The following is a 26081-nucleotide window of genomic DNA, read 5'->3' as shown; positions in this document are numbered from 1 at the left end:
CTTTTATGAACCACTAAAACTTAAATTAAGATCAATGACTTTTTATAAAACCTTTTCCTCTAAAATTATATTTCTTCGATTTTCATTTTTAAGAATATTATTCTGTTTCGCGTTTATATTTGTTTTTACATTGTTGGGTTGTTCAGGCTCTAAATCAACTAAAGACAATGTTGCAAATAATCAAAATGATATATTAAAATTACCAACACAATGGGTAGGTACTTGGGGCACGGCACCACAACTTGTAGAACCTAATAACATGCCGCCGGAACCAGGTTTAACGAACAATACATTGCGCCAAATTGTGCGAGTTTCCATTGGCGGGGATAGTATCAGGTTACGATTTAACAATGAATTTAGTAAGTCGCCAGTCACCATGAAAGCGGTTCAAATAGCTGTATCAAAAGACAGCAGTGTGATTGATGTAGCCACCATTAAAGAATTGACATTTAATGGCAAAACGGAAGTTACGATGCAACCTAATGGTGTTCTAACATCCGACCCCATGGCCTTTAAGTTAAGCCCAAGAATGGATATTGCTATTACGATTTATTTTGGCGAAACATCACCAGATGTGACCGGGCATCCTGGGTCTCGAACCACATCATATATATATGAAGGAAATAAAATTTCAGAAGAACATTTTAATAGTGCCGTTAAAACCGAGCATTGGTATATTATCAACGGCATAGATGTGAAGGCAACAGAAGAAGCTAATGCTTTGGTGATTTTGGGTAATTCCATTACGGATGGCCGTGGCTCTGGAACCGACAAACAGAATAGGTGGCCAGATATGTTGTCGGAACGGTTTCTTAAAAATCCAGCAACCCGACAAATAGGTGTTCTTAATATGGGAATTGGGGGTAATTGTGTGCTTAGAGGCGGTTTAGGGCCTACGGCATTAAATAGATTTGATAGAGATGTCATGAAACAACATGGTGTAAAATGGTTGATAATCCTTGAAGGCGTTAACGATCTTGGTGGTACACGAAGTAGTGAAGCCGCCAATATGGTTGCCGATGGCTTAATTGCTGCGTATGGTAAAATGATAGATGAAGCACATTCACAAAATATCATTGTGTATGGTGCAACTATTTTACCCATAGATAAGTCATTTTATTATCAAGATTACAGGGAAACGGCAAGGCAAAAAGTAAATGATTGGATTCGTAACAGTGGAAAATTTGATGCGGTTATCGATTTCGATAAAGCCATGAGCGATCCTGAAAATCCATCGGTCATATTGCCAAATGCCCATACGGGCGATTTTCTGCATCCTAATGAATTAGGTTATGTGTTAATGGCAGAATCCATCGACTTAAAATTGTTTGAGTAGTCATTACCTCGTTATTTTAATTCAAAATTATTTAGTAGAAACGTTTTTATGTTTTCTTTTCCAAGTGAAAAATTGACTTTAAACTTTTAAAAAACTAAATTAGCTTACTTATACTGAATTTTCAGTATTTGTGGGTTTAATGATTTTATTATTCCGCATCTTAAAACCAATCAAAACTAAAAAAATGAAGACATTATCAACGTTTACCAGAGGCTCCTTTCAACACATTCTAATGGGTATTATTTTAACTGCGCTTGTAGTATCTTTTACGGGATGCGGCTCCGATATTCAGTTTCCGATTAAAGTCGGTGAAAATCCTGAAAGTATTACAAAAGGTTTTGATGATAATTATTATGTGACCGTTATGAATGGCAGTGTAGAAGGCGATGCGGAGTTGGTTGAAATTTCCAAGGATGGCACATTAAAGGTTTTTGCGAAAGGATTTAATGAACCTAAAGGCATTGCTTATGTTGGAGGTCACTTGTATTTTTCGGATGTGACGCGTGTTTGGAAAGTCGATAAAGATGGCAAAACACAGGTTTTTGCTGATAAAGAAGATTTTCCAGAAGACGTTTTATATTTAAATGATGTGTCAGTAGATGGCGAAGGTAAAGGTATTTATGTGGTTGACATGGGTGCAACTAAATATATGCGTGATGAAAACAGCAATCTCTGGCCTTTAGATAGTGAAGAAGCCAAGTTGGTGCCAGAATTAGGACGAATTTACCACATTGATTTAGAAGGTAACGTTACCATTGCTCAAGATACCTCACCTTTATTGTTGAATCCGAACGGTGTGGGTATTGATAATGATGGCAACATGATGGTAGGCGAATTTTTTAAGGGTAATTTTTTGGTAACACGAAACGGACAATTAACCCCTCTTAAAGGTCAGTTTCGTGGTGCAGATGCTGTGGAGCAAGATAGTAAAGGTAATTATTATGTGAGTAGCTGGCAACAAGGGAAGGTTTGGAAAATTGATGGAGAAACAGAGGAATCTACAGTATTAATTGAGGGCTTGGAATCTGCAGCCGACTTTTATTTGGAAGAAGATAAAGGACGTTTATTATTGCCAGATATGAAAACGGGTTTGGTCCATTCGGTTGATATTAATTAGATATATTAAAGGAAGCTATAAAACTAGTTACCAGATATTTAAAACGATATTATGAAAAAATGGAATTTTAAAATAGGAAGCAATCCCAAAGAGATTATAAAGAATATGAAGCCAGCACTGGAATCTGTTGACGGATTTGTATTTAATATGAATCACGATAAAAATAATTCAACAACATTTAAAATGCGTAAACGGATTCTATATCCATGGTATTTACTATTTCTAAACAGCATAGTTGTGAATGGAAAATTATCAAAAACAGATACTGAAAATGAAACCGATGTAGAAATTTCTTTTCAACAGCATTTTTTGTGGAAATTAATAATATTTACTCATATGTTTTTGGGATTGGGTTTTCTAATAGCTGTAGTTTCAGAAAAAAATAGCAGTGCTTATTTGTATTTAATTGGTGCAATAATATTAGCATTGGGCATTTTATTATGGATTAGTGTGCAGAAAAAATATAAAAGAAATATTCAAGAATACAAGGCATTGATTTCTGAGATATTAGGAGTTTGAGAATAAAAACTTATTGATAATAAGCCGTGTATAAACTTCTCTGGTTTTAGCTTGAACAAAGTTGGTTTATTTTTTTGTTTACTCAATACTGCTCCAACCTTTCCAAAACGTCCTTTTTGTAACTTCTGCTAATCGTTAAGGCTTTATTATTAATAACAACATGTTCGTTGGTGAAAGAATTAATATGTGAAATGGCAATAATATAAGAACGATGGATTCTTAAAAATTGATTATTTGGTAGCTTCGCTTCAATGGCACTAATGGTTTCTCGTGTTACTATAACCTCGTTTTTTAAGTGAATTTTAATGTAATCACTAAAACTTTCAATGTAAATAATAGCTTCAAAATCAATTTTTATCATACGCCTGTCTGAACGGACAAACATAAAGCTACTGGTTTCTAAAGGTTTTTCTTCAGTTATTTTAAATTGTCCATAGACTTCAAAATAGGTGTTGATGCTTTTCAATATACGTTCGAAAGAAATAGGTTTCAACAAATAATCAACAGCTTGAAGCTCAAAGCCCTCAACGGCATAATCACGATAAGCGGTTGTGAAAATTATTTTTATGTTTTTGTTGATGGATTTAGCAAATGAAATTCCTGAAATTTCAGGCATATTTATATCTAAAAACAATAAATCTATATTGTGGCTACTAATGATGTTGAAAGCTTCCATAGCATGGCTACAACTGGCAACAATGCTTATGTTTTCAATTTTTGAAATATGTGTAGTAATGATGTCCCTTGCTATGGCTTCGTCATCTACAATTAAACACGCTATGTTTTTTTGAATTTGCAATCAGATATGTTTTAGTTCAAGATTCACTTTAAAAACAGTTTCAGAATCATCAATTTTTAAATGGTATTTGTCTTTGTAAAGCATGTCAAGTCGCTTTTGTATATTCAGCAAACCGATGCCCTTATTTGTCCTTTCACTTTTTGAACTTGAATTTTCTATTGAAAAAAAAATACTTTCGGTAGTACAAGATACATCCATTTTAATAGTTAGCAGACCATTTTTCAATCTGCCATGTTTAAAGCTATTTTCAACAAACGTCAATAACATCATGGGTGCAATTTTAATGGATTCTGGAATATTATCGCAGTTAAAACTAATATCCAAAGTATCATTAAATCGCATTTTTTCAAGCTCAATATAATCCTTTATGTAATTTATTTCATCTGTTAAAAGCACAAAAGGTTTATCAATCTTGTATAACAAGTAGTCTAATAAATTTGATAGTTTTAATATCATTTCAGGTGTTTCATCTGCTTTTTTTAAAGCAAAACCATACATGGTGTTTAATGTATTGAATAAAAAATGGGGATGAATTTGCATTTTCAAATAGTTCAGCTCTTGCTCTTTTAATTTAAGTTGGGTTTCTAAAATTTTGGTTTCTAATTTTTTGGTTTTTTCAGCATGATTTAAGTTCAATTTCAATAATTTAAAAGCACTAACAATTATAACAACAAGATACACGGCAGTACCAACAAACAATAAGTTTCTGCTTATTGGTGCCATATTTGCATATTGAAAATCTGATAGATAAATCAATCCATAAAAAACAGAAACAACTATAAGGTAGGCAGAAATAATGAGCGTGTACAAGCTATATAGCCCAAAAAAGAAATAGCGTTTTTGAATGAGATACTCAGGTATTATTTTGTAAATAAAAACATAGGTTGTAATAATAGTAATAGGCATTAAAAATAAAGAGAATGCTAATATGTAATTAAAATTGGTACTATCGAAACCAAAAAAATAGGTGTAAAATAAAAGCACGCCACACCAAAAAAGCGTGTGTAACAGTAGCTGTCCTATTTTTTTTATTATGAATTTTCTTGTTAGCATCTTAACCAAATATCCATACAATGATAGCACATTTTTAAAGCTATTTTATTTTTTGTAGACGAATAACCAATTTAGCAATTGTTTTAACATGATGTTATTTAAATCGCTAAATTGGTCATCTGTCGCATTTTAATTTAATTAACACATTTGCATTTTAAGTTTGTAGCATGTTTAATTTAAATCAAAAATTATGAATATGTTAGTAATCAGTACCCAAAATGCTTCAATCGGTGGTGAATTTGCCAAAAGGTTTCATGAAGGTGGGCCATTTTTTATGTCCCTTATTTTAATTTCCTTAATGCTGTCCATTTTCTTTTTAATTAGGGCCACTATAAGTTTAAACAAGAATGAAGTGAAATTTAATAAAATGATTTCTTTGGTGTCAGAGATGAGTTTGCTAGGACTGGTTTTGGGAATTTTAGCATCGGTAATGGGTATGATTGAAGCTTTTGATAAATTAGAATTCACAGGTGATATTTCTAATATGGGAGGCGGTTTGAAAGTGACCTTATTAACCATGCTATTTGGTGCGTTTACCTTTATTATTTCTAGAATTGGAATGGTTATTTTAAAAGGTCTTCAAAAGAGTTAATTAGTTGTTTTTATGGAAGGAAAATTTTATTCGGATAAAGAAATATAAAATATATAAAAAGAGGTTGACTTAATTTTCAACCTCTTTTTAAAACAACTCATTTAAAGTTTTAGCCAATCTTACACCAGCAATTTGTAATTGTTTACGAGCCACGTTCATATATTTATAAGAGTACTCATAACGTAAATTGTCATCTGGTTTTACGTTAGTATAGATGTCTCTCGTCAGTTTATGGGTATCATTTACCCAATCAATCACCGTTCCTTTTTGGAGTTCCTTAATAGCGTCTTTCGTTAGATAATCTTCGTTTTTTGCCAATTCCAAATAGCCCATACCATAATCATCAATCATTTTACTGTCCCAAACACTGTGTAAATTGGTGTCATTATAAAACCATTGTAATTTAAAGTCGTTTCCGCCTCTGTCTTCTTCAAGAGCTACATGTAACGGCTGGTGTAAATCGCCTATAAAATGTATGAGGAGTTTCAAATAAAAAGCTTTGTCATTATCAGAAGCATTTTTGTCTAGAATGACTGATTTGCATAAAGCGATTGCCGAAACCAAATCCCCTTCAGGATGTTGTTTGGAAACATCATAATCAGCTTCCATGGGCATATTGATGTAATGCCAGGTATTGAATTTATCATAACGCTTATCAGACTTAATCTCATCGGCATGGGTAGACACGAAAGCTAATGATTGTTTGTTGAGAAGTTTTTTCAATTTACGTTTTGTTTTGGATGTGAGATAATGACTGGCAATTTCCCCAACGGTACGATGTCCTGTGGCACCCCAATCATCTACAGCATGAAGTTGGAATGAAAACATAAACAAGAAAGTTAGTAATATTGAAAGTGATTTTTGCATTTTTAAAATTAGTATTTAAACAATATAATTAGACGTAGTACATTTTGGAACTTTTTATTATTTGATGTCAGTCGTAATAGTTAGTTGCTAACTATTTCACATCGAGAACTTTAGTTAGATATGCTTCTCGATACAGCTTTGCTCCGTAAGCTGCGCAAACCCACTCGAAATGACATCTAGGTTGTTAGTTGTGTTTTTAATTAGCCTGTCAATTCGAGTGAATTTCAAACATTTTTCATGTTTGAAATTTGTATCGAGAATCAAATTTTTATCAAAATGTACAACATATTTAGTTTTCAATTTTCTTGACGGTATTTTTTCGTAATAAAAGCATAGGTAATGAGATGCCCGCAGCTATGGAAATCAATATAAAAATCATAGTAAATCCGTTGGTGAAGATGGCGTCTATCAGTTCCACTCGTTTGGCTTGATTATCTTCCATAAAAATAAAATTCATGACAGATAACACCGTTTCATAAGCGAAATAACCGGGTATCATGGGAATGGTAGGAGGGATGCAAAATACAACTGGCGGATGGTGTATTTTATGGGCAACTGGCATACAAATAATGCCAACAAAAAAAACAGCTATAAAAGTCGCTAATACAATATGGACATTAAAATGTATTAAGCTGAATTTTATTAAGCCTGCCGTAAAACCTAATATAAAAACAGTAGGAATAACACCTTTTGGGATATTAAATAAGATGCCAAAACCCAAAGCTGCTATGCCCGACCAAGCAGCAACTTCCAGTAAGTTTAAAATTATTGTTAGCATATTAATTTAATTGAAATAGTATCATGGCAATAAAAAGTCCTAATGCAATAGCAAGCACGGTCATTAGCCCTGTTGTGTAACGCACCAAGCCATTAATGATGTTATTATCTAAAAAGTCCGTAAACGAATTAATCAAAGCAACCCCTGGCACCAAAAATAGAATGGATGTCGCCAAGGCCGTTTCAGGGTTGGCGCCCATTTCAAAAACAATGCCTAACGACGCCAGAATAGAAGCGATAAGCGATGCTAAAAAAATACGGAGATACACATTGTATCCTTCTCTATGTGTCAATTGAAAAATAAGTAACCCGATAAACGTGCTAAAAAAAGCAACGCCCATGTTTATATAATCACCATTAAAAATATTACAAAATCCAGCACCTGCTAAACTAACTGCGATGAGAACGACTAGCTTAGGGTATCTTTTCTGGTTTTTAATAGTTTCAATTTCTTTGGCAATTTGGTCTAAAGTCCAATGTTCTTCAACGGCATTCCAACTGGCTTTGCTTACAGCAGAAATTGTTGAAAAGTTAATGGCATACGGTGGGATATTTTTAACGCGGGTGCAACTTAAGGTAGAGTTGTCTTCATATACCGTCATAACAATAGTTTTATGACTTATAAAGCAGGACGTATTACAATGTAATGCAGATGCAAATCTGTCGATACTCAAATTCACTCGGTTGGTATTAGCCCCAGAAACCATCAAAAGCGATGAAATATCTAAAAGCAAATCCACGGTTTTTATAAGTTCCTTTGAAGAATCCATTGATTTAATTAAATCAGTAAACGGTTTGTAAATTTAGTGTTTTTATAACTTTTAGGGATTTTATTTTGGGTAAAATAAATTTAATTTTTTAAGTTTTTGTACGCAAACGATTGCAAGCTCTTCTGGGTTATATATTTTCATTCTCTTTAAACCAATTCATTTAATTTCTTAATTTAGATTTGACTTAATGGAATGAATTTTACCAAATCAATGTTTAAATTTATGGAAAAGCAAGGGGCTTCAGTGGTTATATCCCATCACATTTTAGATGGTAAACACCAACAATACGAAGCATGGTTAAACGAGATTGCACCCATTTGTAAAAGTTATCCTGGGCATATAGATTGGCAAATTATTCGGCCTATCCCGAATTTAACGTTCATATATACGGTTATCATCAGATTTAATACCATCGAAAATCTCAAAAATTGGATGGAATCTCAAGACAGAAAGCAATTCATTGAAAAAGCAAGGCCGCTTTTTGCTAAAGATGATCATTATTACATCAATAGTGGCTTGGACTTTTTGTTTGTATCTGAAACCGAAAAATCAAATCCTCCAGTACGTTGGAAACAATATCTGGTTACCTGGTCTGCCATATTTCCATTGGCGTTCGGAATTCCATTGATCATTCTGCCCATTTTAAGAATGGCTTCCTTTCCGAAGTATCCTCTAATAGACACTTTAGTGGTTACAGGCGTTATCGTGTGGTTGATGGTTTATTTAGTCATGCCAAACTACACCAAATTGATTAAGAAGTGGTTGTATAATTGATTTGAATATTTTTACTGCAAACCGAGACTGAACACTGCAAACTGAGACTGTGACTGAACACTGCGACTGTAATTATTTTTTCTTATTTCGCCTATTATAATTCTTATCCCCTCTCGTTAGAGGTTTCTTATACTTCTCGGCAATTTTAAATTTATACGAACCACCTAAATTTTCTTTTTTGTTTTTTTCGGATTTTTCATGAAATGCAGGCCCCACATCTTCGGGTTTCCTATCGGGATTGTTACGCTCTTTTATTTGCGGACGTTCCTCCTCAATCAACTGATCTGATACCTCAACATCCTCAGGCAACTCCAATACAGGAATTTCCATATTCATCAACCGTTCAATGTTTTTAATGGCTTCCGTTTCGTTTTCCGTAGAAAAAACAAGCGCTTCACCTTCACGTTCGGCACGCCCCGTTCTACCAATACGGTGCATATAATTTTCAGGATAATTGGGTGTGTCAAAATTAATGACATGCGACACGTTATCAATATCCAATCCACGCGCCATGATATCGGTGGCGACTAAAATACGATTCATGCCCGTTCTGAATTGCTCAATACTTCTTAAACGGTAATTTTGTGTTTTATTGGAATGGATGATGCATAATTCGTCATGAAAACGCTCGTCCAGTTTTTCAAATAAACGGTCCGCCATTTTTTTATTAGCAACAAAAATCAAGGTTTTATTAAAGCGTTCCTTGTCTTGCAGTAATTCAAATAACAGATTGACTTTTGTATAAAAATTAGGGACATGATAGCGTAACTGTGTAATATTCTCAAGTGGTGTTCCAGAAACGGCAATAGACACGCGTTCCGGACTTTTAAAAAAATCGTTAATCAAATCATCCACATCCTCAGTCATGGTTGCCGAAAACATGATGTTTTGTCGGCGCTCAGGCAGAATGTCAAAAATATTAATAAGCTGATGTCTAAATCCCAAGTCCAGCATCACATCCACTTCATCAATCACTAACTTTTGAATTGATTTTACCTGTAAAACCCTACTCAAAGCTAAATCGTAAAATCGTCCCGGCGTCGCCACCAAAATATCCAAACCTTCAGCAATCGCTTGTTTTTGGGTATTGATGTTCGTGCCACCATACACACCCAACACTCGGGTGTTCATGTATTTAGATAATTTTTCTATTTCCTCAACCACTTGCACCACCAGTTCGCGCGTGGGAACGAGCACTAAAATACGCGGATTTTCTTGAGTGGAAAAAGGCAGGTTTTTAAGAATGGGCAGCATATAGGCAAAGGTTTTACCAGTACCAGTTTGTGCAATACCAACCACATCTTTACCAGAACTCACCACGTTAAAGGCTTCTTCTTGTATGGGTGTGGGTGTGGTAAACCCTAAATCGTCTAAGGCGTTATATAATGGGGTGTTTAAATTTAAATCTCTAAAATTCACAAATGATTATTTAATTGGCAAAGTTACGCTTATTTATTTTTTAGTTGATAAAGCTCGTTTAAATAGTTTGCTAAAGGGAATTTAAAGCTTAAGTTCTGAAATTTAAAATAAAAGTTGTCCCAACATTCACTTCACTTTCTAAACTTATATAGCCTCCTAAACTATTCATATAACTATTTACCAAGTATAAACCTATACCTTTACTGTCTGGGTGATCATGAAAACTCTGGTGAAGACCAAAAATTTTTCCGCCTACCTTTTCCATATCAAAACCAAGTCCATTATCCGAAAAAATAATACGCACATAATTATCCACTTTTTTAGATATAATAGTAATTATTGGGGTCATTCCGGGTCTGGAATATTTTATGGAATTGGAAATTAAATTGAGAAATATACTTTGCAGATAGAAAGCATTGGAATTTATATGTTGTACTTCTGAAAAATCGATATTAAAAATCGCTTTTGAATCTGAAATCAAAGCTCTCAATGGTTCTATGGTAGTGTCAAGGATACTTTGTAGGCTGAGATTTTCAACTTTTACATTCAGTTTATCTTCTTTATTTAAATGATCAATATGCTCATTTAAAGTATTCTTCAATTGAATAGCCGATGTTTCCAACATTTCTATATAAAGCAATGTCTCTTCATTTTGGATGGTTGAGGTGTCTATTAAACTTACTAGTGAAATTAAATTATTTACGGGAGTCCTTAGGTCGTGAGACGTTGTATAGGTTAATTGTTTGAATTCGGCATTGACTTTTGTAAGATTAGCAAGGAGCAAATTTCGCTCTTCCTCCAATTTTTTAATATGGGTGATATTTTTTGCAATGGCATAAATTAAATTTTTCGATGGTTCGGGAATAGATGTCCAAGTGAGCCATACAATTTCACCATTTTTTGTGATATAACGGTTTTGAAAGTTTAACAATGGAACTCCTTCCAAAATCAGGGCCCGCGTTTCAGCTGTATTCCGCTTATGCTCGGGATGTACAAAATGGCTTATGGGACTGGCAAATAATTCTTCCCGGGTATATCCCATTAACTTAATAAATGCAGGATTTACTCTTCTGAAAAATCCATCATAGCCCGCAATGCAAAGAAAATCGGGTGATGATTCAAAAAAAGGTTCAATGCTATAATGTTTATCCATATCAAATGGCGTTTTATCACAAATTGGTTGGTTGTGGTTCGTTTTCATTTATCTCTATATCTTCAATTCGTTTAGAAATTCTTTTGTAATTGGTTTTTCCTTCATGGCCACGATGTTTTTATCATTTTTTGCTCTAGCCACATCCCGTTCGTCAATTGATGAGGATAGAAGAAACACCTTGCAATTGGATTTTAAGGCGGATGGTAATTTATCGTATTCTAACATAAATTCAAATCCAGACATACCAGGCATGTATATATCCATAAAAATAATTTCGGGTAACTGATTAATGGCTTCTTTGTTTTCATGAAGGTATTTTAATGCCTCGATAGCAGAAGAATACTGTAGCACTTTTTTTCCGAAATGGTTCTTCGTGATCAAGCGGGATACTATATAGAGGTCTATGAGATTATCATCAATAATCATGACATTTTCAAATCTGGGTGATTGTGTTTCCATCATCATTCTTTTAAATTTTTTAGTGTAATGTTAAAGGTTGTGCCTACACCTTTTTTGGACTCAATTTCAATGGTGCCATGCATTTTATCAACTGTTTCCTTAACTATATAGAGCCCGATACCAGAACCGATGGTGTTGCCGGGTAAGCGATAAAACATTTCAAAAATTTTATCGTGAAATTCAGGAGCGATGCCCATACCATTATCGGATATACTAAGCTTTAATTCCTCCTTATTTGATGTGCCCGTAAGTTTAATATACCTTCCAGATATCGCTTCACTATGGTATTTAATGGCATTGGAAACAAGATTTTCAACAACGGTATTAAAACGCTGCCAATCGGAATAAAAGGGATGTTGTTCCTTAATATCAATCTTAAAAGAAATACCATCGGCCTCTTTCATGTTGTGTACCGACTCTACAACGTCATGGATGGTTTTCTTGAGGTGTATGTTTTGGATTTCTAGTTCGGTACGGTTGTTTTGTGAATAATTCAGGATATTTTTTATAAATCCGTCCAAGCGGTTTATGCTGGTCCGAATCATTTTTACCTGTTCAATAGTGTCGGGCTCCTTACTGTCTTCTTCAATAAAAGAAACCAGGCCTAGAATAGAGGTTAGCGGGGAACGTAAATCGTGTGAAACACTATACACAAAGCTATCCAATTCTTTATTTGTTTTAACCAGTTCTTTATTGGATTGGCATAATTCTGCCGCCTTTCTTTCATTTTCTTGGTTTTGATGGGCGAGTTCTTTGATTAAGTTTCCGAGTTTTTCATCTGTATTTTTTCGCTCGGTAATATCAGTCACCATAGCCAAGCGTCCTTTATAAATACCTGCCTCATTAAAAAGTGGATTTGAAGAAAGATGGGTCCAGACGTCTTTACCCGATTTAGAGATGTATTTAAATTCTTTTTGGTCGGCATATCCATTTTTTTTATTTTGCATTAATTGGGCGGCAACTGGCTTGGTGTCATCGTCCATAAAAAAATATATATCCTTTCCCATCATTTCGTCTTTGGAAAATCCTAGAATGTCACAAAGTTTATTATTTACAAAGGTGGTTATGTTATGTTCATCAATCACCCAAATACCTTCTTGAGCAGTTTCTACGATTTGACGGTATTTTTTTTCACTTTCCCTGAGAATCTTTTCTGTTTTTTTTCTCTCGGTAACATCCTGTGTAGTTCCGTATAATCCAATGGGCTTTTGGTTAGTGTCGAATTCAAACTTACATATTCCATGTATAAACTTTACCGTTCCATCTTTTAAAGTGATACGGTAGTTTAAAATAAGATCGTTTAAAGTTTTATGGGATTCAGTGATTGAGTTCAATACGGTATCCTTATCTTTTTCGTGTATATAGGATAACCAAGAAGCATAGGATTGTGTATGTTCTGTGGGTGAAAGTCCAAATATTTTACAGGTTTCGCTGGACCATAAGCATGTGCCTGTTTCAAAGTTCAATTCCCAATTGCCCAGATGAGCTGTTTCCTGCGCCTGATTTAATCTTTTTTCACTTTTTATTAATTTGAGTTCAGCTCTTTTTCTATTAGTAATATCAACCAGTACATTCACCGCTCCAGTTACCCGTCCCGACGAATCAAAGAAAGGAACGGGGTTGGGCAATATATTGCGTTTATCACCATTGGAATTCTCTATAATTATTTCTTGATCGTTAATTTTCCGACCTTCCTTCACGGCTCTCACCATTGGGTACAAGTCTATAGGGATCGGGTTGCCATTTTCGCTGTATACCTTCACAGATCCGCCCCATTTATCCTTTTCTGTATCTGGTTCTCTGCCCCATAATTCTACTGCCGCTTTGTTGTATAATAAGATACGTCCCTCCAGGTCACAGGAATAGGTGGCAACAGGCAAATTTTCAATGAGTTCCTTATAGCGTTTTTTGCTTTCTTCAACTTTTTTACGTGCCAATACCAACTCCGTCACATCCGAAGCAAAAAAAAGGATGCCATTTATAGTACCATTCTCATCCCTATTTGCTTGATAATTAAAGTCCAAGTACCTATCTACAAGTTCACCGTTTTTATGGTGGTCAAATTTAACGAGCATTTCATTGGCTAAAAAAGTCTCTCCTGTTTTATAAACATTATCTAAGATTTCAAAAATGCCTTGGGTCTCCAGCTCTGGCAATACCTCTTTGACGGTCTTTCCAATAATGTCTTTGGCGCCTATTAACTCTAAATATAGTGGGTTTGCCAATTCATACACATAATTGGGGCCTTTTAATATGCCCATGCACGAAGGCGCTTGAAAATATAAATCATTGAAGCGCTGTCTTTCAATGGCAAGCGATAGTTCCAGTTTTTTTTTATCTGTTACATCTTCAACCGAATGCAAAATATGGGTGATGTTGCCATTATCATCTTTTATGGGAATGTTTTGGGGATTGAAATACTTGACCTTAAATTTTGATGTCCCACGAATTGGTATGTCGTATTTTTGAAGCGACATCTTATGCAATTCATTTTGTGAAATGACCAAATTTAGGGAGTTTCTTAAATTTCCAACACCATTAGAAATTTTATCTTCTGGATTTTCCGGGAATGCTTCAAAGACTCCTTTACCTATTAAATCTTTTTTAGCACTATTAACAACATCCAAATAAGAATCATTAACTCCTACAATGGTAAATTTTGGAGCATCGGGAAGTAAAATTAAGCTAGGGCGCGGTAAAAATTGGAAAATATGGTCAAATTGAGGGAGTAAGCGCATCATTTTAGTAGGTATTAAAATATTTGGGTTCTAGCAAGATAGGGTATTTATATTACCTAATTTTTTTTATTCTTAAATTTTTAACAAAATGAATGCATAGGAAGGTTTGACTGGGAAGGATAGATTTTTAAAATTTCCTCTTTGATTTTAAAATCTTTGGTTAAGTTAGGTGTATTTCTTAATTAAATTTGTTTATAGGTTTCGTGTATATTCTTACTGTAAATGTTTTATATTTAACTCAAATCTTGTTGAATAAATTAAAACAGATAATGAAAGTTGATATACCAAAATATAATGAGACGTTTAATCCTATATTGGAAATATTAAAAGAAGAAGGTGTAATACACAGACGGGAATTAATTAGAAAGGTAGTTGATAATCATTATTCCCATTTGCCAACAGAGCTTCTTGAACAACGAATCAAATCAGGTGATATTTTAATTCATAATAGAATTGCATGGGGTATTTCTTATTTAAAGCAGTCAGAGTTTGTTGAATATCCTAAAAGAGGTTTTGTTCAAATAGCCCCTAAAGGGATTAAGCATGCTGGTGTCCTTTTATTAAAAGATGTACAACTTGAAATAAGTAAATTAAATGTATATGACGCCAAAAATGTTCCTCAACAAGAGAACCAAACTTCATCTCCAGAAGATTTAATAGACCAAGGTTTTTTAGAAATCGAAAGAGAAGTTAAAAATGAACTTTTAGAAAAGTTGAAAACAATCGATCCATATTATTTTGAAAAAGTAATTCTAATTTTATTAAAGAAGATGGGTTACGGAGACTTTATTGAAACTTCCAAATCCTCTGACGGTGGAATTGATGGAATTATTAATGAAGATAAACTTGGACTAGATCGAATATATATCCAGGCGAAAAGATTTACGGAAAATAAAGTTAGGGAAAAAGACATTAGAAATTTCATTGGTGCAATGAGTGGTGATACTAATAAAGGGGTTTTTGTTACGACGTCAATTTTTGATAAAGGAGCAGAAGAAAAAGCCAAAAATGCACATCATAAAATTATTTTAATTGACGGTTTTAAGTTAGTAGATTTAATGCATGAATACAATGTGGGAATACAGATTAAGTCAATTTATGAAGTAAAACATTTAGACGAAGACTTTTTTGTTGAACAATAAATACTGTTCATTAAACTAGCTTTTTTTAAATTCTGGTTTTTTTGAGTACATAGATAACATTTTAACCAAGAAGTTTCTCATCAACCTCAACCCAATACCCCACCTCAAAAGTCTCTCCAGCTTCCAAACTCAAAATTCCTTCCTTGGTTTTAAAATCTTGGTCAGTATCCTCGTTATCGGCAATACCTAACCAAGGTTCAATACACAAATAATTGCCTGTGGGTTTTGCCCAAATGCCTAAATACTCAAAATCGGGGTAACTTACCGTAAGGATGTTGCCATGTTTTTTGCTTTTCAAATTCACTTTTTTGGACTTTAAATCCTTAAAAATAAGAGCATCGTCGTTAAACAAGTCGTGGGTAAGTGGCAATAGGTTGATGTTATTAAAAATAGGTTTTGTTTTATTGGAAATGAGTCCGTTTGCCGTATTAATTAAATGTGTTTCGGAGTTTTCTGGGTGTTCAAATTCCAAAACATAATCATCATAGTTTTCATCTTCAAACACGGGGCATTTAAAAGCTGGATGTCCACCAATCGAGAAATACATCGTTTTATCATCCAGATTTTTAACGGTGTGGATGATATCAAGTTTGTTATCGGTCAGCTTGTAAGTCATGTAAAAATCAAACTTAAAAGGATATACTTTTAGTAAGGCGTCGTTGTAACGTAATTTAAGCGTGAGGCTGGTTTGAGTGTGTTCGTCAACTTCAAAATCGGTATTGCCCCTTAAAAAACCATGCTTTGGTAAGGTGTATGTTTTACCTTCAAAAATATAGGTATCGTCTTTTAAGGCTCCAATAATCGGGAATAGATTGGGCGCATGATTTGCCCAAATAGCGGGGTTAGCATCCCACATAAACTGCGTATTATTTTTCACAGATTGGATGCTGCAAAGCTCCGCGCCGGTTTTTTTAATTCCTATTTTAAGTGTGTTGTTTTGTAGGGTGTATTGCATGATTATTGTTCTTTCTGTCATTGACTTCGTCGAATCTTCGATTTCCTGCGTAGGCAGGAATCCTTTTGTTTTTTAGTTAGCCTGTCAGTTCGAGTGATTCGCCAAAAGCGAATTGTATCGAGAACCTTAGTTTAACGAGCTTCTCGATACAATTTTCTCATCCTTCAAAAATCACTCGAAGTGACATTTAGGTTATTAATTGTATTTTTAGTTAGCCTGTCAGTTCGAGTGAATTTCAGTCAAGCAATGACTGAAATTTGTATCGAGAACCTTAGTTAAATGAAGTTCTCGATACAAAATACCTCGTGCCTCGGTATTTCACTCGAACTGACATTACAATCAAAAATCCGTTCAAACTAAAACGTAAAATTCTTAATTTTTTAAGGATTCTAACTAACTTTGTTGCTTAAATTTTTTGATTGAGAACCTCGTACACCCATACCATTACAGACCCCGAAGATTTTAAACATAAATTGTTGTTATGGAGCCAACAGTTTGATGATGTGGTTTGGTTGGATTCCAATAATTACGAACAAACCTATTCCAATTTTGATGCTGTGTTGGCGGTGGATGCCTTTACAAGTATCCAAACGGATGTCCATCATGGGTTTGAAAAATTAAAAGAGTATCAATCCATCACCAAAGATTGGATTTTCGGATATTTAACCTACGATTTAAAAAACGATGTCGAAGATTTAACGTCCCAAAATTTTGATGGCTTGCAGTTTCCCGATCTTTATTTTTTTCAACCAAAAAAACTGTTTCTATTCAAAGGCAATCAAGTCGACATACAATACTTAAATGCCGTTGCAGATGAGTTGGAAGATGATTTAGAATCCATCCGTCATTGCGAGGAGGAACGACGAAGCAATCTGCCCAATGATATCAAAATCAAACTAAGAATCCATAAAGACCAATATTTCGAAAAAGTAAAATCGTTACTAGCCCACATACACCGAGGCGATATTTACGAAGCTAATTTTTGCCAAGAGTTTTATGCCGAAGATACATCCATCAATCCGTTGGAAACTTATTTAAAACTCAATACCATTTCCAAACCGCCTTTTGCCACGTTTTTAAAGTGTTATGATAAATATGTGTTGTCAGCCTCACCCGAACGTTATTTAAAAAAGGAAGGTCAGCATGTGGTGTCCCAACCCATAAAAGGCACGGCAAAGCGTTCCAGTAATTTGGAAGAAGACGCCCAATTAAAATCGGAATTAGCGGCCAGTGACAAAGAGCGCAGTGAAAATACTATGATTGTCGATTTAATCCGTAACGATTTATCAAAAACCGCTATTAAAGGCAGCGTAAAAGTAGAGGAATTATGCCGCGTTTATTCCTTTAAGCAAGTGCATCAAATGATTTCTACGGTTACCTCAAAAGTGGAATTAAACACCCATCCCGTTGATATTATTAAAAGCACATTTCCTATGGGAAGTATGACGGGCGCACCAAAGATTTCGGCAATGAAAATCATTGAAGCCTTGGAAGAAACCAAACGCGGACTCTATTCTGGAGCCGTTGGTTATTTTACACCAGCGGGCGATTTCGATTTTAATGTGGTAATTCGTAGTATTCTCTACAACGAAACCAAGCGTTACGTATCCTATTCCGTTGGTGGTGCCATCACAGCTAAAAGCGACCCTTTAAAGGAATACGAGGAGTGTTTATTGAAAGCCAAAGCCATGCGAGAGGTTTTGGAGAATTACTCAATGTGATTTTTAAATTTCTTGATGATTTCATCAAAAATAAGTTCTACACGACTTGGTTCTATGTTTTTAACTTTCGAAATATCTTCAAAACTCAGTTTTCCAAAAATATATAAATCCACAATATTCGATACGTTTAAAGGCAGCCAACTATATAGGTTTCCTAATGCTTGTTGTGATTTTCCAGCCGAAACATCTTCCATATCGAATGCATTTAAAATGGAGCTGTTATTGTCATCATATAAAAACACATGGTTGTGTTTATCGGGCTGATGATACGAAATATCGTTTAGCTCTTCGCCCATAATAAAATCCCAGTCATCATCAATGGTATATTGTTCGTCCAAGCCATCCAATTCTTCTTCCAAAATAGCGTTGGTGCTTATCGTGTTTTTATGAAACGCTTCTTTTTTAAAAAGGGTGTCTAAATCCTTGTCAACAATCTTAAAAAGTTTCAACTTAATGGCATGTGTGTCGCAGTCAATATCATAGCCATTTTCATAAAACGTGGCAATGCTTTCGTCAATAATACCATTGGAAGTAAACATGTTTTTAGGAAGCACGCCCGTAGATTCGGCAATATAAAGTCTGTGTTTTACATAAGGATGTAATTGTTGGCTTGCGGAAAGCACTTTTTTGTCGAAAGCCAATTGTGTTTTCTTGTCGGTTATTTTTTCAAAAGAGCTCATAACGTCGTGTATTAAAATTTACTGATAAAAGATACTGAATTTTAAGATTAAAAACTACGAATTAAGATTTTTTAAGATAAAAACGACTTCTTTTTAAAAAGGCAATTATTGTATATTTGAAGGATGTTAAACCAGTTTCAAAGCCATATAAACGCCAAGTTTCCTTTTTTAAAGGATAAAAAACTGCTCATTGCCATTTCGGGTGGTATGGATAGCGTGGTGCTAACCTATTTATGCCATGAATTGCGATTAAACATCGCTTTGGCGCATTGTAATTTTAACCTAAGAGGGGAAGAAAGTGATGGGGATGAAGACTTTGTTTTGCAAATGGCCGAAGATTTGGAGTTGGAAGTTTTTGTTGAAAGTTTTGATACGGAACAGTATGCCGAAGACAACAAGAAATCCATTCAAATGGCAGCACGCAAATTGCGTTACGATTGGTTTGAGGAATTGGTAGAGCAATTGGGTTTTGATTATATTTTGACAGCGCACCATGCGGATGATAATTTAGAAACGTTTTTAATCAATTTTACGCGAGGCACGGGTTTGGAAGGCTTAACGGGAATTCCAGAAATCAATGGAAAATTTGTGAGGCCACTTTTACCATTTTCGAGAGAAGCTATTGAAATGTTTGCTAATGAAAATGATATTGAATGGCGGGATGATAGCAGTAATGCAGCAACAAAATATTTACGGAATAAATTGAGACACGATGTGATTCCTATTTTAAAGGAACTAAATCCGAGTTTGCTGCAAAGTTTCCAAAATACCATAAATAATTTACAGGATTCGGCCGATATTTTAAACGATAGGGTACAAGACTTAATTAAAGCAGGTATTATTAAATTAACAAATACGGGATTTAAACTAGATATTTCAGAAATTAAGAAGTTTAACAACCCCAAAGCATATTTATATCGGTTTTTAAATGGTTATGGCTTTACCGAATGGAACGATGTACTGAATTTATTGGATGCCCAATCTGGAAAACAAGTCTTTTCAGAACAGTGGCGACTGATTAAAGACCGGGATTATTTATTGCTGAGTGATATTAATGCTGAAGAATTCCAACAAATAACCATTTCAGAAACTGATAAAAAAGTAGAAACACCTAATGGAACCTTGTTTTTTAATGATGTGGATTCGATTTCAGAAACCGCAAAAAACATCATATATGTTGATAAAAGTATACTTCATTTTCCATTAACTCTAAGGATATGGGAAGTAGGCGATGTGTTTTATCCGTTAGGCATGTCTGGTAAAAAGAAACTCAGCAAATATTTTAAGGACGAGAAATTATCGTTGTTGGATAAAGAAAAGACATGGTTATTGTGTTCTGGAGATGATATTGTTTGGGTTATTGGAAAACGTGCAGATGAGCGTTTTAAAGTCATTGAAAATACCAAACAAATTGTAAAGATTGAATTAAAATAGATTTTGTCATGCTGAGCGCAGTCCAAGCATTGAATTAAAATAACTATAACTATTCAACCAATATTTTAAATAAAAACAGACACGAATGACACTAATTTTCACAAACTGTATTTTGAATTTGTTTTTTGTGAGATTATAATAACTTTTCACCGCTATTTGTGTGAATTAGTGAAATTAGTGGCGAGATTCAACCACAACAAATTAATTTAGTATTTAAATAAAGGAGACACGAATTGCACAAATTTTCACGAAGGATATTTTTAAGTTATTAATTAAATTTTCAAATTGAATTTGTGCAATTAGTGGCGAGTATTTTATGAAACTACAAGGCAACATCGTTGACATACCAAACAAACGCATTTTTAAAGGCGAAATAACCTTTGAGAATGGCCAGATTGTTTCCCTAATTGAAAAGGAACACAATGTCAATCACTATATACTTCCCGGTTTTGTAGATGCCCACATCCATATAGAAAGTTCTATGTTGGTGCCTAGTGAATTTGCAAAGTTGGCTGTGACACATGGTACGGTTGCCACGGTATCAGACCCACATGAAATTGCTAATGTACTTGGTGTAGAAGGCGTCCATTTCATGATAGAAAACGGTAAAAAAACACCTTTTAAATTTAATTTTGGTGCGCCATCGTGTGTGCCTGCCACTACTTTTGAATCTGCTGGAGCGGTGATAGATTCCGAAGGCATTAAAACGCTCCTTGAAAATTCGGACATCAAGTATTTAACCGAAATGATGAACTATCCTGGCGTTCTGTTTGATGATGTTGAAGTAATGAAAAAGTTAGCTTGGGCGAAGCACTACAACAAACCCATTGATGGCCATGCGCCGGGGTTAAGAGGAGACAACCTGACAAAATATATCATTGCAGGAATTTCAACCGACCATGAGTCTTTTACCTATGAAGAAGCCTTTGAAAAACTTCAAAAAGGCATGAAGGTGTTGATTCGTGAAGGCAGTGCCGCCAAAAATTTTGAAGCCTTGATTGGTTTGCTTCCAGAACATTTTGAAAGCATGATGTTTTGTAGCGATGATAAACATCCAGACGATTTAATGCTTAGCCACATCAATGCGTTATGTGCCAGAGCTGTTGCTAAAGGAATGGATGTTTTTAAAGTGCTTCAAGTGGCTTGTATAAATCCAATAAAACATTATAAATTGGATGTTGGGTTATTACAGCAAGGTGATTCAGCCGATTTTATTGTGGTTGAAGATTTGGTGAATTTTAAAACTATGCAGACTTATATAGCTGGCGAATTGGTTTTTGATAAAGGAAAGACATTAATAAAATCGGTGCCGTTTGAGCGTCCAAATAATTTTAAAACCAATAAAAAGCAGGTGTCTGATTTTAGAGTGGAATCATCAGCAAAAAGAATAAGGGTCATTGAAGCATTGGAAGGCCAATTGGTCACCAACGAACTTATTGGAAATGCAACTATTAAAAATGGACATTTAGTTTCAAATATAGAAACGGACATTTTAAAAATAGCCGTCGTTAATCGGTATCATGATGAAAAACCAGCCATTGGGTTTATAAAGAATTTCGGATTGAAATCAGGAGTCATTGCTTCTTCGGTTGCCCATGATTCACATAATATTATTGCTGTAGGTGTTTCTGATGAAGCCATTTGCAAAGCAGTTAATGTAATCATCGAACATCAAGGAGGCATTTGTGCAGTTTCAGATTCAGAAAATAAAATCCTTCCACTCCCAGTTGCAGGTATTATGAGCGATAAAGACGGAAAAACAGTTGGTCAAGAATATGCTGCAATTGATAACATGGCTAAGCAACTAGGCTCAACCCTTAATGCACCATTCATGACTTTGTCTTTTATGGCTTTGTTGGTGATTCCATCATTAAAATTAAGTGATAAAGGCCTTTTCAATGGAAATGATTTTAAATTTGTGGCTTTAGAGATGTGAGATGTTAGATGTTAGACGAAAGACAATAGATAAAAAAATGTAGACCAACGACCCAGTACCCAACACCAAATACCGAAGACCAAAGACCCAACACCTAACACCCAACAACAATGCCCATAATAGACTCAACATACAAACCACTATTTTTTTTTAAGAACGGCTTTATTGCCACGGTGTATTCGGGGTTATTCAGAAAAGTGTCCGGTTTAAAACAAGAACGTGAACGCATTTTATTAAGCGATGGTGATTTTATGGATTTGGATTGGAGCTATTCCAAAGATAAAACCGATAAAATTATTTTATGTTTTCACGGATTGGAAGGTCACGGACAGCGTCCATATGTCACGGGTGTCGCCAAACTTTTTAACGATAACGGTATGGATGCCATCTGTGTGAATTTTAGAGGCTGTAGTGGTGAAGACAATTTAAAATACAGAACCTACCATTCAGGTTCTACGGAAGATTTAGAAGAAATAATTAAACATGTGTTGGCTTCTAATAAATACAAAGAGATTTACTTATATGGTGTGAGTCTCGGGGCAAACCTCATATTAAAATATTTAGGAGAACGGGAAGTTGTTCCAACTGAAATAAAATCCGCCATCGCTATTTCTGTGCCAGCGGATTTAAATGGTTCTTGTAAAGAGCTTCTTAGATTAAAAAACAAGGCTTTTAGTATTCGTTTTCTTAATCATTTAAAAAGAAAGTTAATTAGCAAGATGAATCATTATCCAGATGATTTAACAGCGGAAGATTATGGTTCCATCAGGTCATTAAGGGATTTTGATGATGTTTACACATCCAAAGCTCACGGATTTAAAGATGCCGCCGACTATTACGAGAAATGCAGTTGCAAACAATTTCTACCCAATATTAAAATACCAACATTGATTATTAATGCGCTAAATGATTCTTTTTTATCGCCAGAATGTTTCCCTATTAAAGAAGCCAAGAATAATCCGAATCTATATTTGGAAATGCCCCAGTATGGGGGGCATGTGGGCTTTATTGGTAAAAAAAACATTTATTACAACGAACGTCGGGCACTTGAGTTTGTTTCATAAAAAAAAGTTAAAACTTTATAATTAGTTTCCTTTTTTGTATTTTTAGAGAGAATGACTTCTTTCGTTTTAGGATTATTCATTAATTTAAAAACTTTAAAAAACCAACTAAAATGCCAACGTATAACTTAAATGTCAACAAGAAAAACCATACTGTTGAGGCAGATGAAAATATGCCTTTATTATGGGTGTTAAGAGATCTTTTAGATTTGGTAGGAACCAAATTTGGATGTGGTATTGGTCAGTGTGGAGCCTGTACCATTCATCTTGACGGGGTTGCCTCAAGAAGCTGCTTGATGCCGATATCATCAGTAGGAGATGCTAAAATCACTACCATTGAAGGACTTTCCGAAGATAATAGTCATCCTGTTCAAAAAGCATGGAAAGAGGTTGATGTGCCACAATGTGGTTATTGTCAAGCTGGACAAATTATGACGGCTTCTGCGTTTTTAGAAGATAACCCTAGTCCGTCAAAAGAAGAAGTAAGGTCTGCCATGCATGGGAATATTTGCAGATGTAGTGCCTACAATCGCATTGAAGAAGCCGTGAATCTTGCCGCTAAAATGTAACCAACTAAAAAACAACCATGGAAACAACTAATAATACGATATCGTTTAATAGAAGGTCATTTATAAAAACCGTGGGTTTATCCACTGGCGGTTTAATGATAGGATTTACATTGTTTGAAGCATGCAAACCTGACAGTAAGGTCTTGTTAGACCTTGAAACCTTAAATTACAAAGACTTTAATGCTTTTATAAAAATTGCTGATAATGGGATGGTGACCATTTATTCCAAAAATCCAGAAATAGGTCAAGGTGTAAAAACATCCATGCCCATGTTGATTGCTGAAGAATTGGATGTGCCTTGGGAACATGTTTTAGTAAAGCAAGCGGATTTGGATACCACTAAATATAAAGGACAGGTAGCGGGAGGTAGCCAATCCATCCGATCGTCTTGGATGCCATTAAGACAAACAGGCGCTACCGCACGGCAAATGCTTATCAATGCCGCTGCCATAAAATGGGGCGTTGATCCTTCGGAATGTTATACAGAAGAAGGTATTATAAAAAATTCAAGAAACGAAAAATTAAGTTATGGTGCTGTTGTTTCAGAAGCAGCGCTTTTGGAAGTTCCAGAAAATGTCAAATTAAAAGACCCTAAAGATTTTAAAATCATAGGAAAAGATATTAAGAATGTGGATATCGATAAAATCATATCGGGAAAACCATTATTCGGATTGGATTATAAGGTAGAAGGTATGGTGTATGCCGTATCGTTAAGACCTCCCGCTTTTGGTCAAAAACTGGTTAGTTTTGATGATACTGAGGCTAGAAATGTTAATGGTGTAACTGATGTATTTCAGTTTGGGGATAAAGTGGCTGTGTTGGCAACTAACACTTGGGCTGCTATTAATGGAAAAAAAGCATTGATAGCGGAGTGGAGTTCTGATGAAAAACTGATGAGTACTGAAGAACATGATCTAGAACTTACCAACTTGTTTGATTCCGATAAACTAAAAGCAGTGCGATCTGATGGTAATATAGATAGAGCAAAAAACAGTGCAGATAAGGTCATTGAATACACTTATGAAGCACCTTTTTTACCACATAGCTGTATGGAACCCATGAACTTTTTTGCACATGTTACGGATGCTAAAGTGGAATTGGCGGGACCCATTCAAACACCAGAAGGCACGGCAAGGCAAGTGGCTGGATTGTTGAAAAGGGATATTGAGACGGTGCATTTAGCATTGACAAGAATCGGAGGTGGTTTTGGTAGAAGATTGATAGGTGATTATGCCGTAGAGGCTGCTGAAATCTCCAACATCTCAAAAAAACCAGTCAAGTTGGTTTACACAAGGGAAGATGATATGGCTGGCGGATTTTACAGACCCATAGTAAAATATAAAATAAGTGCAGCAATAAAGAATTCCAAGTTGGTTGGCTATCATTTAAAAGAAACTGCTGTTGGCAGTAGTATTAATAAATCCAGAGCCAGTTATTTTCCAGCTGGCTGCATAGATAATTATAAAGTGGAAGCAGCGCAATTGCCGAGCGAAATTACTACTGGGCCTTGGCGCGCGCCAGTTTGTAACTTTTTAGCAACAGCTGAGCAAACGTTTATCGATGAAATTGCCGAAGAATTAAACCAAGATCCTGTAAAATTGCGCTTGGAACTTTTAGAAAAAGCTAAAAAAAATAAAGCTGATTTAGAATGGTCCCCAGAACGTATGATTGGTGTCATTAAATTGGCTGCCGAAAAAGCCAATTGGGGTAAATCCAAAGAAGGCGTATACCAAGGGTTTAGTGTGTATTACAGTCATAATTCATATGTTGCTGAGGTTGCTGAAGTTGTTCTAAAAGATAATAAACCCGTAGTGACTAAAGTGTATTGTGCGGTAGATTGTGGTATTGTTGTCAATCCACTCGGGGCAAAAAACCAGATTGAAGGCGGTATCATTGATGGAATTGGACATGCCATGTATGGCGAAATGAGATTCCTGAAAGGGAAGCCACAATCTTTAAATTATGATAGTTATCGTTTGATACGAATGATGGAAACTCCTCTGGTTGAAACCTATTTTGTTGATAGCAATGAAGACCCAACTGGTTTGGGAGAACCGTCGTTACCACCTGTAGGAGCAGCAATTTCTAATGCCATTAAAGCAGCAACTGGGCAACGTTATAGAATTCAACCGTATCTTAAATATATGGAAGAGGTTATTGAAGTCGTTTCGTAATTATTAGTGAAGTCGTTTAGTCGTTTTTTGTTAAGC

23 protein-coding genes are annotated in these 26081 nt (G+C 35.0%); 12 read left to right on the top strand and 11 right to left on the bottom strand.

The features are described from left to right. Window positions 1-34: 34 nt before the first annotated feature. The 3 genes from CDH49_RS07145 to CDH49_RS07135 all read left to right on the top strand — a co-directional run bounded on the left by CDH49_RS07145 (window position 35) and on the right by CDH49_RS07135 (window position 2972). Window positions 35-1336 carry an SGNH/GDSL hydrolase family protein gene (locus CDH49_RS07145; RefSeq protein ID WP_100614806.1) on the top strand — a complete coding sequence of 434 codons (1302 nt, stop codon included), beginning with the start codon at window positions 35-37 and terminating at the stop codon, window positions 1334-1336. Between the two features lie 184 nt (window positions 1337-1520). Continuing rightward, entirely contained in the window at window positions 1521-2453 is a 933-nt protein-coding gene (locus CDH49_RS07140; protein ID WP_204524806.1) for an NHL repeat-containing protein, read from the top strand. 51 nt (window positions 2454-2504) lie between these two features. Beyond that, window positions 2505-2972 carry a hypothetical protein gene (locus CDH49_RS07135; RefSeq protein ID WP_100614805.1) on the top strand — a complete coding sequence of 156 codons (468 nt, stop codon included), beginning with the start codon at window positions 2505-2507 and terminating at the stop codon, window positions 2970-2972. An 82-nt stretch (window positions 2973-3054) separates the two neighbouring features. Here the strand turns inward: CDH49_RS07135 and CDH49_RS07130 are convergent, their stop codons facing one another. Together CDH49_RS07130 and CDH49_RS07125 are read right to left on the bottom strand one after the other, a co-directional pair. Beyond that, on the bottom strand, window positions 3055-3765 hold the full coding sequence (locus CDH49_RS07130; protein WP_193434721.1) for a LytR/AlgR family response regulator transcription factor: 711 nt from the start codon (window positions 3763-3765) through the stop codon (window positions 3055-3057). A 6-nt stretch (window positions 3766-3771) separates the two neighbouring features. Next, window positions 3772-4824: a sensor histidine kinase gene (locus CDH49_RS07125; protein ID WP_100614803.1), complete on the bottom strand. Its 1053-nt coding sequence runs from the start codon at window positions 4822-4824 to the stop codon at window positions 3772-3774. Between the two features lie 190 nt (window positions 4825-5014). On the opposite strand from CDH49_RS07125, the gene CDH49_RS07120 reads away from it, so the two are divergent. Beyond that, window positions 5015-5416 carry a MotA/TolQ/ExbB proton channel family protein gene (locus CDH49_RS07120; protein WP_100614802.1) on the top strand — a complete coding sequence of 134 codons (402 nt, stop codon included), beginning with the start codon at window positions 5015-5017 and terminating at the stop codon, window positions 5414-5416. An 87-nt stretch (window positions 5417-5503) separates the two neighbouring features. Here CDH49_RS07120 and CDH49_RS07115 read toward each other — a convergent pair whose 3' ends face one another. The 3 genes from CDH49_RS07115 to CDH49_RS07105 form a co-directional block, all read right to left on the bottom strand. Beyond that, a complete protein-coding gene (locus CDH49_RS07115) occupies window positions 5504-6244 on the bottom strand; it encodes a S1/P1 nuclease (RefSeq protein ID WP_239970607.1) in 741 nt (246 codons plus the stop codon). A 328-nt stretch (window positions 6245-6572) separates the two neighbouring features. Then, window positions 6573-7061: a threonine/serine exporter family protein gene (locus tag CDH49_RS07110; RefSeq protein ID WP_100614800.1), complete on the bottom strand. Its 489-nt coding sequence runs from the start codon at window positions 7059-7061 to the stop codon at window positions 6573-6575. A gap of 1 nt (window position 7062) precedes the next feature. Continuing rightward, on the bottom strand, window positions 7063-7830 hold the full coding sequence (locus tag CDH49_RS07105; protein WP_100614799.1) for a threonine/serine exporter family protein: 768 nt from the start codon (window positions 7828-7830) through the stop codon (window positions 7063-7065). Window positions 7831-8052: 222 nt separating this feature from the next. On the opposite strand from CDH49_RS07105, the gene CDH49_RS07100 reads away from it, so the two are divergent. Continuing rightward, a complete protein-coding gene (locus CDH49_RS07100) occupies window positions 8053-8604 on the top strand; it encodes an antibiotic biosynthesis monooxygenase (RefSeq protein WP_204524805.1) in 552 nt (183 codons plus the stop codon). 72 nt (window positions 8605-8676) lie between these two features. Here the strand turns inward: CDH49_RS07100 and CDH49_RS07095 are convergent, their stop codons facing one another. From CDH49_RS07095 to CDH49_RS07080, 4 genes are all read right to left on the bottom strand, one after another. Beyond that, window positions 8677-10023: a DEAD/DEAH box helicase gene (locus CDH49_RS07095; protein ID WP_100614798.1), complete on the bottom strand. Its 1347-nt coding sequence runs from the start codon at window positions 10021-10023 to the stop codon at window positions 8677-8679. Between the two features lie 88 nt (window positions 10024-10111). After that, on the bottom strand, window positions 10112-11224 hold the full coding sequence (locus tag CDH49_RS07090) for a sensor histidine kinase (protein WP_204524804.1): 1113 nt from the start codon (window positions 11222-11224) through the stop codon (window positions 10112-10114). Window positions 11225-11230: 6 nt separating this feature from the next. Next, a complete protein-coding gene (locus tag CDH49_RS07085; RefSeq protein ID WP_100614797.1) occupies window positions 11231-11641 on the bottom strand; it encodes a response regulator in 411 nt (136 codons plus the stop codon). After that, on the bottom strand, window positions 11638-14376 hold the full coding sequence (locus CDH49_RS07080) for a PAS domain S-box protein (RefSeq protein WP_100614796.1): 2739 nt from the start codon (window positions 14374-14376) through the stop codon (window positions 11638-11640). The genes CDH49_RS07085 and CDH49_RS07080 overlap by 4 nt, the downstream gene beginning before the upstream one ends. A gap of 266 nt (window positions 14377-14642) precedes the next feature. Here CDH49_RS07080 and CDH49_RS07075 point away from each other — a divergent pair, with 266 nt between their 5' ends. Beyond that, on the top strand, window positions 14643-15515 hold the full coding sequence (locus CDH49_RS07075) for a restriction endonuclease (RefSeq protein ID WP_100614795.1): 873 nt from the start codon (window positions 14643-14645) through the stop codon (window positions 15513-15515). Window positions 15516-15576: 61 nt separating this feature from the next. On the opposite strand, the gene CDH49_RS07070 is transcribed toward CDH49_RS07075, so the two are convergent. Beyond that, window positions 15577-16470 (bottom strand): aldose 1-epimerase family protein, encoded by an 894-nt coding sequence (locus CDH49_RS07070; RefSeq protein WP_100614917.1) that lies wholly within the window; start codon window positions 16468-16470, stop codon window positions 15577-15579. A gap of 419 nt (window positions 16471-16889) precedes the next feature. On the opposite strand from CDH49_RS07070, the gene CDH49_RS07065 reads away from it, so the two are divergent. Then, window positions 16890-18191, top strand: a complete 1302-nt coding sequence (locus CDH49_RS07065; RefSeq protein ID WP_100614794.1) for an anthranilate synthase component I family protein — start codon at window positions 16890-16892, stop codon at window positions 18189-18191. Here CDH49_RS07065 and CDH49_RS07060 read toward each other — a convergent pair. Next, the gene (locus CDH49_RS07060) at window positions 18179-18871 is read right to left on the bottom strand and encodes a hypothetical protein (RefSeq protein ID WP_100614793.1); all 693 of its coding nucleotides are present in this window, start codon (window positions 18869-18871) and stop codon (window positions 18179-18181) included. The genes CDH49_RS07065 and CDH49_RS07060 overlap by 13 nt on opposite strands. 123 nt (window positions 18872-18994) lie before the next feature. On the opposite strand from CDH49_RS07060, the gene tilS reads away from it, so the two are divergent. The 5 genes from tilS to CDH49_RS07035 all read left to right on the top strand — a co-directional run bounded on the left by tilS (window position 18995) and on the right by CDH49_RS07035 (window position 26045). Beyond that, window positions 18995-20305: a tRNA lysidine(34) synthetase TilS gene (gene tilS, locus CDH49_RS07055; RefSeq protein WP_100614792.1), complete on the top strand. Its 1311-nt coding sequence runs from the start codon at window positions 18995-18997 to the stop codon at window positions 20303-20305. Between the two features lie 316 nt (window positions 20306-20621). Beyond that, window positions 20622-22241 carry an adenine deaminase gene (ade, locus tag CDH49_RS07050; protein WP_100614791.1) on the top strand — a complete coding sequence of 540 codons (1620 nt, stop codon included), beginning with the start codon at window positions 20622-20624 and terminating at the stop codon, window positions 22239-22241. Window positions 22242-22351: 110 nt separating this feature from the next. Beyond that, the gene (locus CDH49_RS07045) at window positions 22352-23305 is read left to right on the top strand and encodes a YheT family hydrolase (protein ID WP_100614790.1); all 954 of its coding nucleotides are present in this window, start codon (window positions 22352-22354) and stop codon (window positions 23303-23305) included. Between the two features lie 110 nt (window positions 23306-23415). Next, window positions 23416-23871 carry a (2Fe-2S)-binding protein gene (locus tag CDH49_RS07040; protein ID WP_100614789.1) on the top strand — a complete coding sequence of 152 codons (456 nt, stop codon included), beginning with the start codon at window positions 23416-23418 and terminating at the stop codon, window positions 23869-23871. Window positions 23872-23888: 17 nt separating this feature from the next. After that, on the top strand, window positions 23889-26045 hold the full coding sequence (locus CDH49_RS07035) for a xanthine dehydrogenase family protein molybdopterin-binding subunit (protein WP_100614788.1): 2157 nt from the start codon (window positions 23889-23891) through the stop codon (window positions 26043-26045). Window positions 26046-26081: the final 36 nt, after the last annotated feature.

Origin of the sequence: Confluentibacter citreus (assembly GCF_002807055.1) — a bacterium.
Lineage (GTDB): Bacteria > Bacteroidota > Bacteroidia > Flavobacteriales > Flavobacteriaceae > Confluentibacter > Confluentibacter citreus.
Note: the sequence above shows the minus strand (reverse complement) of the source record. Positions and strands in the feature narration are given on the sequence as shown.

Coding starts and splice junctions, on each gene's coding strand:
- CDH49_RS07140 (WP_204524806.1), top strand. CDS start 1,521: ATGAAGACATTATCAACGTTTACCAGAGGCTCCTTTCAACACATTCTA.
- CDH49_RS07110 (WP_100614800.1), bottom strand. CDS start 7,061: ATGCTAACAATAATTTTAAACTTACTGGAAGTTGCTGCTTGGTCGGGC.
- CDH49_RS07115 (WP_239970607.1), bottom strand. CDS start 6,244: ATGTTTTCATTCCAACTTCATGCTGTAGATGATTGGGGTGCCACAGGA.
- ade (WP_100614791.1), top strand. CDS start 20,622: ATGAAACTACAAGGCAACATCGTTGACATACCAAACAAACGCATTTTT.
- CDH49_RS07105 (WP_100614799.1), bottom strand. CDS start 7,830: ATGGATTCTTCAAAGGAACTTATAAAAACCGTGGATTTGCTTTTAGAT.
- CDH49_RS07090 (WP_204524804.1), bottom strand. CDS start 11,224: ATGAAAACGAACCACAACCAACCAATTTGTGATAAAACGCCATTTGAT.
- CDH49_RS07080 (WP_100614796.1), bottom strand. CDS start 14,376: ATGATGCGCTTACTCCCTCAATTTGACCATATTTTCCAATTTTTACCG.
- CDH49_RS07075 (WP_100614795.1), top strand. CDS start 14,643: ATGAAAGTTGATATACCAAAATATAATGAGACGTTTAATCCTATATTG.
- CDH49_RS07085 (WP_100614797.1), bottom strand. CDS start 11,641: ATGATGATGGAAACACAATCACCCAGATTTGAAAATGTCATGATTATT.
- CDH49_RS07035 (WP_100614788.1), top strand. CDS start 23,889: ATGGAAACAACTAATAATACGATATCGTTTAATAGAAGGTCATTTATA.
- CDH49_RS07045 (WP_100614790.1), top strand. CDS start 22,352: ATGCCCATAATAGACTCAACATACAAACCACTATTTTTTTTTAAGAAC.
- tilS (WP_100614792.1), top strand. CDS start 18,995: ATGTTAAACCAGTTTCAAAGCCATATAAACGCCAAGTTTCCTTTTTTA.
- CDH49_RS07125 (WP_100614803.1), bottom strand. CDS start 4,824: ATGCTAACAAGAAAATTCATAATAAAAAAAATAGGACAGCTACTGTTA.
- CDH49_RS07100 (WP_204524805.1), top strand. CDS start 8,053: ATGGAAAAGCAAGGGGCTTCAGTGGTTATATCCCATCACATTTTAGAT.
- CDH49_RS07040 (WP_100614789.1), top strand. CDS start 23,416: ATGCCAACGTATAACTTAAATGTCAACAAGAAAAACCATACTGTTGAG.
- CDH49_RS07145 (WP_100614806.1), top strand. CDS start 35: ATGACTTTTTATAAAACCTTTTCCTCTAAAATTATATTTCTTCGATTT.
- CDH49_RS07070 (WP_100614917.1), bottom strand. CDS start 16,470: ATGCAATACACCCTACAAAACAACACACTTAAAATAGGAATTAAAAAA.
- CDH49_RS07120 (WP_100614802.1), top strand. CDS start 5,015: ATGAATATGTTAGTAATCAGTACCCAAAATGCTTCAATCGGTGGTGAA.
- CDH49_RS07060 (WP_100614793.1), bottom strand. CDS start 18,871: ATGAGCTCTTTTGAAAAAATAACCGACAAGAAAACACAATTGGCTTTC.
- CDH49_RS07135 (WP_100614805.1), top strand. CDS start 2,505: ATGAAAAAATGGAATTTTAAAATAGGAAGCAATCCCAAAGAGATTATA.